At 61.9% G+C, this 6,096-nt stretch carries 7 protein-coding genes and 1 pseudogene; 5 read left to right on the top strand and 3 right to left on the bottom strand.

The window, feature by feature from the left end; all coding sequences use genetic code 11:
• Nucleotides 1-848 precede the first annotated feature (848 nt).
• From AC0L2M_RS09465 to AC0L2M_RS09445, 5 genes and pseudogenes are all read left to right on the top strand, one after another.
• Complete coding sequence (locus AC0L2M_RS09465) at nt 849-1,346, top strand: YciE/YciF ferroxidase family protein (RefSeq protein ID WP_027153941.1); 498 nt, start codon at nt 849-851, stop codon at nt 1,344-1,346.
• Between the two features lie 162 nt (nt 1,347-1,508).
• Nucleotides 1,509-2,435: pseudogene (locus AC0L2M_RS09460) on the top strand (hypothetical protein).
• A gap of 150 nt (nt 2,436-2,585) precedes the next feature.
• Complete coding sequence (locus AC0L2M_RS09455; RefSeq protein WP_473534653.1) at nt 2,586-3,731, top strand: extracellular catalytic domain type 1 short-chain-length polyhydroxyalkanoate depolymerase; 1,146 nt, start codon at nt 2,586-2,588, stop codon at nt 3,729-3,731.
• 121 nt (nt 3,732-3,852) lie between these two features.
• Nucleotides 3,853-4,116 carry a hypothetical protein gene (locus tag AC0L2M_RS09450; protein ID WP_128170750.1) on the top strand — a complete coding sequence of 88 codons (264 nt, stop codon included), beginning with the start codon at nt 3,853-3,855 and terminating at the stop codon, nt 4,114-4,116.
• Nucleotides 4,117-4,169: 53 nt separating this feature from the next.
• The gene (locus AC0L2M_RS09445; RefSeq protein ID WP_287066081.1) at nt 4,170-4,376 is read left to right on the top strand and encodes a KTSC domain-containing protein; all 207 of its coding nucleotides are present in this window, start codon (nt 4,170-4,172) and stop codon (nt 4,374-4,376) included.
• Between the two features lie 24 nt (nt 4,377-4,400).
• On the opposite strand, the gene AC0L2M_RS09440 is transcribed toward AC0L2M_RS09445, so the two are convergent.
• From AC0L2M_RS09440 to AC0L2M_RS09430, 3 genes are all read right to left on the bottom strand, one after another.
• Nucleotides 4,401-5,039, bottom strand: coding sequence for a DUF6766 family protein (locus AC0L2M_RS09440; RefSeq protein ID WP_128170748.1), 639 nt, complete (start codon nt 5,037-5,039; stop codon nt 4,401-4,403).
• 24 nt (nt 5,040-5,063) lie between these two features.
• On the bottom strand, nt 5,064-5,672 hold the full coding sequence (locus AC0L2M_RS09435) for a cysteine hydrolase family protein (RefSeq protein WP_128170747.1): 609 nt from the start codon (nt 5,670-5,672) through the stop codon (nt 5,064-5,066).
• 115 nt (nt 5,673-5,787) lie between these two features.
• On the bottom strand, nt 5,788-6,087 hold the full coding sequence (locus AC0L2M_RS09430; protein ID WP_287139132.1) for a DUF6894 family protein: 300 nt from the start codon (nt 6,085-6,087) through the stop codon (nt 5,788-5,790).
• Nucleotides 6,088-6,096 lie beyond the last annotated feature (9 nt).

Raw genomic sequence — 6,096 nt, 5'->3', positions numbered from 1 at the left:
CGGTCGGGAGCTGGTGCCTCTTGGCGTCCAGCCGCTCCAGCATGCAACCGACGATAGCCTGAAAGCCGGGCTCCATGGCCTCTTGGCAATCGATCTCCCGATCCGCGTATTCGCCCTGTCGTCTTGGCGGTCTGATCATTCAGGCTTCCTCATAGATATCCCTCGCCGTCGGACTCGCGTCCCCGGATCAAGCCAGGCGCCGCGCCCTCACTATCCAAAGCGAAGCCCATTCGCCTCCTGTGTCTTTCAACCAGCTCGCGGTCGCATTCGGGCACGCAGCGGTCGCTGCAACCGACATTCACAACTACCTGTGCGAAAGCGACGGCGAGCGCCCACCGCGCGGTTGACCCGCAGACATCACCGCTGGACGTTGTTCCTTGGTCTTCCCCAGCGCGCCAATTCGAAAAACGACCGGACGTCTATTTCGCCGTGGGCATTGTTGGCCGCCAGGAGCAACCGGATCGGAGGCCAGGCGGTGTCACGATTGGCGAGAGGCATCGTTCTCGCAGAGAGTTCTTTTAGGTGGAAGGGCTGGTCTCGCCGCCGGCGACTTTGGCGAGCAGCATCCCCAAGGTCAGGCGCGCTCGTTCATGGCTGCGCCGACAAAATATTCTCAAGAAGCTCGACAGATAGAGACGCCAAGTATCAGAGCATGATGCGATCCCTCGATAGCGAAATGCCTGGCGGAGCGGGAAGTGAATTGAACCAGGGGTTGACCCCACGAAGTCAGAGTGACGTGCAGCGAGACGTCTCAAGGGAACCTTTCCGGCGTTGTGCGCTTGTTGAGCATGCTTTTCACAACCCCGTGGGCGACAACAAAAAACGCTGGAACCAAAAGGAAATCCGCCATGGCGAAAGAAAAGACATTGGATGATCTCTTCCTCGATACGCTCAAAGATATCTATTACGCGGAAAAGAAGATCCTGAAGGCGCTTCCCAAGATGGCGCGCGCCGCCTCATCGGCCGATCTGAAGGCAGCCTTCGAGAAGCACAAGGACGAAACCGACGGTCATGTCGAGCGCCTGCAGCAGGTTTTCGAGCTCCTTGGCAAGCGGGCACAGGGCAAGACGTGTCCCGCGATCGACGGCATCATCGAGGAGGGCGAGGAGATTATGGAGGAGTTCAAGGGAACTCCCGCACTGGACGCCGGTCTGATCTCCGCTGCCCAGGCTGTCGAGCACTACGAGATCACCCGCTATGGCACGCTGAAACGCTGGGCCGAGGTTTTGGGCATGAGCGACGCCGCCAAGCTGATCGAACAGACGCTCGGCGAAGAGTCTATGACAGACGAGGCGCTCACCGGATTGGCGGACGCCTCGGCCAACGAAATGGCCAAGGCCGCCTGATCACACACCAGCCACCCCAACTGTGTTGGGGTGGCTATTTTAGTTCCAACATCCGTCTTTCGATAGGAGGCAATCATGGGTCGTGGCATTCTACTCTGGCTGCTCGGAGTTCCTATTCCGATCATCATCCTTCTCGCGCTGTTCATGCGGTAGGAGGAATCCATGGCATCAACCATCCTGGCGACCGACGGCGCCGCGCCGGTCGAGTCCTCGTCATCCGCAGTCAACTGGGACCGATCATCGCCGGCGCCTTCGCTGCCTCGACCCTGACGTTCATCCTGATGCTTCTCGGGTCCGGCCTCGGGCTCACGATGGTGTCTCCATGGTCCAACGAAAGCGCCAGCGTCACCACCTTCGCTGTGTCCACTGCGATCTGGCTGGTCATCGTGCAATGGTTGTCATCCGGGCTCGGGGGTTACCTGACCGGGCGCCTTCGCACCAAATGGGTCGGCATTCATACGGACGAGACGTTCTTCCGGGATACCGCGCACGGATTCATGGCCTGGGCGCTGGCGACGCTTCTGGTCGTGTTCGTGCTCGGTTCGGCGCTGTCCGCGGCAATCGGCACCGGCGTCAAGGCGGCCTCGACAGTGGCCTCGCGAGCAGCAATGGGTGCCTCGGCAGGGGGCGACCGCAAACGCCGGGAACGACGGAGGCAGCGGCGCGGCGTCGTATTTCGTCGATGCGCTGTTCCGTCCGAACGATTCTTCCAGGCTGGCGGCGCCGGGCGCGGAGGGCGATGCGACAGCAGCCGCACAAGCCTCCCGCATCCTCATTACGAAAGCGGCGGCCGGCGAAGTCTCGGCCGACGACAAGACTTATCTGGGCCAACTCGTGGCCGCTCGCACTGGCTTGTCGCAAGCGGATGCTACTGCCCGGGTTGATGCGGTGCTTGCTCAGGTCGAGGCGGCCAAAGTCCAAGCACAGGAAGCAGCCGACACAGCTAGAAAAGCCGGCGCCAGCTTCGCGCTGGTTGGCGCGCTTTCTCTCATGATCGGTGCGTTAATCGCCAGCGCAGCGGCAGCGTTAGGCGGCAAGCAGCGCGACGACGAAGAAGACGCGCTCCATCTCACAGCCAGTCGAAGCTGAAGACGTCTACTCCAGGCCGACCGAGAGGATCGGCCGGACTCCATTCTCCCGCCGCGCTCCCTTGTTTTTGTGCAACGCAGCAACGATATTGCTGCACGTGCGTTGCACGGATGGCCGTCCATTCCGGGCGTCACAACAGGGACGGCTCCATTGCGAAAAATCTCTGACACCATCGCCCGCCTTGCCGCGCTGCAGGCGCGACATGCCGCACATCCCGCCGACCTCGGTGCGTCAGACCACCTCCGGACGCTGGCCGACTTCGGTATCAATCCTGGCGGGTTGGAAGCGAAGTTCCACATTCCCAATGACCTATCCAAGGGCACCCCGCTCGTCGTCGTGCTGCATGGCTGCACCCAGAACGCGGCCGGCTATGACCATCATTCCGGCTGGTCCCAACTCGCCGACGAGGCTGGCTTCGCGCTGCTCTTTCCCGAACAGCAACGCGGCAACAATCCGAACCTCTGTTTCAACTGGTTCCAGCCTGGCGACACCAAGCGTGGTTCGGGCGAGGCGCTTTCGATTCGCCAGATGATCGAGACGATGGTCGTCACCCACGGTCTCGACCGAAGGCGAATCTTCATCACCGGCCTCTCGGCCGGAGGCGCAATGGCAGCGGCCATGCTGGCGACCTATCCGGAAGTGTTTGCCGGCGGTGCGTTAATTGCCGGCCTGCCCTACGGCAGCGCAACGACAATCCCGGAGGCCTTCGATCGCATGCGCGGCCACGGCGGTCCTTCGGAACAGGATCTGCAACGGGCCCTCCGCGGCGCATCGGATCATCGGGGACCGTGGCCGAGGATTTCGATTTGGCACGGTGCCGCTGACCACACGGTTTCGCCTTCCAACGCGGAAGCGATCGCAGGCCAGTGGCGGGGAGTCCACCGGCTTGAGAAAGCGCCGACGCGTCGGGAAGCTGCCGGACCGCACGCAAAGCAGGTCTGGCGTAACGGGGCGGGAGATGCCTTGATCGAAATCAACATGATCGCCGGGATGGGCCACGGCACGCCGCTCGGCAACGGCCTCGGCGCTCCGGGACCTTATATGCTTGATGTCGGCATCGCCTCCACACGCGAGATCGCGCAGTTTTGGGGGATCGCGGCAACCGAGGATAGCGCCTCCCGGAAATGGAGGCCGCAATTGCCCGCCAGCCAACGGCAACTACCCCAGTCACCGGCGCCAAGTATACAAAATGCGAAGACGAAGCCCCCGCAGCCGACTGCCATCCATCAATCGCGCCAGCCCGGCGTGAAGAAGATCATTGAAGATGCCCTGCGGGCGGCGGGCCTGATGCGCTAGGCGGACGGCGCGAATCGCTCGCCGACTGTCTCGCCGGCCCGCGAAGGTCAAGCGGCTCCGACCAGGCAAGGGAACGCGTCGTTCTTTGGAATCGGTGACCGCTTTTCATTGAGCGGTCGCCATGCACATCGTCCAGATCCTGCTTCCCCGCGCGGACAACACCGGTCGCCCATTTGGCCGGGAAGATTTCGACCGTGTGAAGGAAGACCTGGCCAGCCGTTTCGACGGCGTCACAGCCTACCTGCAGGCGCCCGCGGAAGGTCAGTGGCAGGATGGCGAGCAGTCCAGCACAGATGAAATCGTCAGCTTCGAAGTGATGGTGGATGATGTCGATCTGCCGGACTGGCGCAAACGGCGCGCCGAGCTAGAACGGCGGTTCCGGTAGGACACGGTGATCGCCCGCTACATCACAATGGCGCTCGTTAGAGCGCCGATATCATGCCATCAACGTCAATCCGCAAGACCGAGTACGATCCGGAGACAAGGGTTCTCTCGGTGTGGTTCGTCGCGAGCGGCACGCGTTATGACTACGAGGCTGTGCCGCCGGAGACCTATGCGGCGTTCCGAAACGCCTTCGTAAAGGGCCGGTTCTTCAACGACCACTTTCGCGACCGTTGCCGGCACCGCCCCATTGCCGAAGCATAGCGAGCGTTGCCTGCACGCGGAGACTCATGCGCCGGTTTCGGAGTTTGACGCGCCGGCTGGCTTTGATTCCGGGGAGCCCTTGTGGCGTAGGAAAATCGACAGCAGGACCAGGACGGCCGTCGACATGAATTCCGACTGCCAGTTCTGAAAGGACTCGAACCATAGCTGGGCGTCGAGAAGATAGTCTCCCAGGGATTGAACCTCGCCGCCGTGCCGAAGCGCCTCCTCGTTCGCGGCCGCCAGGCTCGCCCACCAATGCAAGGCAAATGAGATGATGAACAGCAGGGCCAGCGCCAAGCCCAGCGAGTATGAATAGAGCCACGACAGGATCGGGTTGCGCCTGCGGGTGGCGGTCGGAAGTTCGTCCTCGGGCCGGTTGGGATCATCGGGATCACGAGACTCGGCGGAACCGCGCTGGAACAGCATTGCAGTCAGCATGACATAGGCCGACATCTGCAGGAATTCGCTTTCCCAGTTCTCGAACAGCGCCGAGAGGAAGTCGCCGCTCGCAAGATAGGAGAGCAGCCCAATCGATGCCGAACCGTGGTTCTGAAGCTCTTCATTGTAGGCCGTATGACCCGACCAGATCATGCCAATTACACTGAACAAGAACATCGCCACCAGGGCGATCGTCAGTCCATTGTCCCGGAAAAAGCTTTTCATGGTCGTCTCCCTCGGCAGCTCCGGCTAACGCCAGTTCTCCAGAACCTCTTCGATCAGCACCGCCTCGACTTGCTCGCTGAAGCGAGAGCGGTAGAGCTCCAACAGTGCCTCATGCGTCTGGTCAACCGAACTGCAGATGGCATCGGTCGCAAGGACGACACGAAAACCACGGTCGATGGCGCCGAGGACCGTGGCAAGCACGCAGACGTCGGTTTCGCCGCCGGTGATGACCAGCGTGTCGATCCCTGACCCATTGAGCATCGCGTCGAGCCGGCCTTCAGTCCACGGCGAATAGACATGCTTGTCGAGCGTTCTTGCCGGCGGCACGAACCGCGCCAGAGAAGGCATCAGATCGACGAGGCCGGCATCGATGTTGGCAAGGGTGACCTCGGCCCAACGCTGATAATACCGCGCCCACATGCCCGGTCCTTCGCCAGGCCGAGCGGCCGGAACAAAACGTGTGAACAGCGTTTGCTGCGGATGTCTTGTGGTCAATTCCTCGATGACCGGCAGCACGTTTTGCGCCCACGGCACGGCCCAAGGCCCGCCCGGCGCGAACAGGCGCTGCATGTCAACGCAAAGATGTAGGGAATTCTCACCAAGCGGACCGTGTACCAGGCCTAGGGCGGCCATGATCAGCCGCGGCCGCGGTGGGGTGATGCATAGTCTCTATCTGAGCGCGGGCGTAGCCCGGGAGGTCCCGCCGTAGCCTCGCATCTCTGCCAATCCGCCTTTAGCCGTTGCCGGTTCATGGTCTTGTCAGGCGGGCCGCTTGCGCCTCCTGCACGTCGATGGCGTACAGCAGTTCGCCGTTCTCGTCGCGCAGGCGCACGAGCCAACCTGAAAGATCGTCCGTGCCCGGCTGAAGGTCGACCAGAAGATCGATAGCGCATCGAACCGCTTCCTCCCGCGCAGCCTCTAAACTTGGCATCCTGGAGGGAAGAACCTGACGGCCGCGTCCGCCGATACTCGAAGATATAGAGCCCGCCGTTTTCGTCATTCGCCGCTGTGACGGCGACTTCGTCAAAATTGCCATTGCTTCGGGCATCATAGTCGT

It is taken from the genome of Mesorhizobium sp. WSM4806, from assembly GCF_055811635.1.
Note: the sequence above shows the minus strand (reverse complement) of the source record. Positions and strands in the feature narration are given on the sequence as shown.

Coding starts and splice junctions, on each gene's coding strand:
- AC0L2M_RS09435 (WP_128170747.1), bottom strand. CDS start 5,672: ATGGCCGCCCTAGGCCTGGTACACGGTCCGCTTGGTGAGAATTCCCTA.
- AC0L2M_RS09440 (WP_128170748.1), bottom strand. CDS start 5,039: ATGAAAAGCTTTTTCCGGGACAATGGACTGACGATCGCCCTGGTGGCG.
- AC0L2M_RS09430 (WP_287139132.1), bottom strand. CDS start 6,087: ATGCCCGAAGCAATGGCAATTTTGACGAAGTCGCCGTCACAGCGGCGA.
- AC0L2M_RS09445 (WP_287066081.1), top strand. CDS start 4,170: ATGCCATCAACGTCAATCCGCAAGACCGAGTACGATCCGGAGACAAGG.
- AC0L2M_RS09450 (WP_128170750.1), top strand. CDS start 3,853: ATGCACATCGTCCAGATCCTGCTTCCCCGCGCGGACAACACCGGTCGC.
- AC0L2M_RS09465 (WP_027153941.1), top strand. CDS start 849: ATGGCGAAAGAAAAGACATTGGATGATCTCTTCCTCGATACGCTCAAA.